The organism is Chrysanthemum yellows phytoplasma, from assembly GCF_000803325.1.
Classification (GTDB): domain Bacteria; phylum Bacillota_I; class Bacilli_A; order Acholeplasmatales; family Acholeplasmataceae; genus Phytoplasma; species Phytoplasma asteris.
In genome coordinates this window covers 1-363 of sequence record NZ_JSWH01000210.1, presented here as the reverse complement: position 1 = coordinate 363, position 363 = coordinate 1, and the positions used below count along the sequence as shown (strand labels likewise).

General features: G+C 22.3%; 1 pseudogene. It reads left to right on the top strand.

Going from position 1 to position 363, the window contains the following annotated elements:
• Positions 1–125: 125 nt before the first annotated feature.
• Positions 126–363: pseudogene (locus tag OL66_RS03215) on the top strand (Panacea domain-containing protein); the annotation flags it as partial.

Here is a 363-nt window from a genome sequence, read left to right as displayed (position 1 = left end):
TGGTACCAAAAAAACCTTAGTTTATCACTTTGAAATGACCACTCAAACCTTCCAAGAAATCGGTTATATTTTGCCTTATAAAATAGAAACTTATTATTAATCAAAAAAAAATAGGAGAAAAAACAATGAAAAATAAACTCAATCAAATAATAAAACACATTAAAGAAATAGAAAAACAATTAAAAATCATCAAAAATTATGTTAAATATAATATAAAGAATAGGAGGGGGATAAAAGTGAATCAAAATATAAAAAATAATAACGAAAAAGTTAATGTTTTTGATGTTGTTAACTTTTTACTCAAACATTTTGATACCGATAAATATAAAATTAATAATATGAAAATTGCTCAGATCGGAAGAG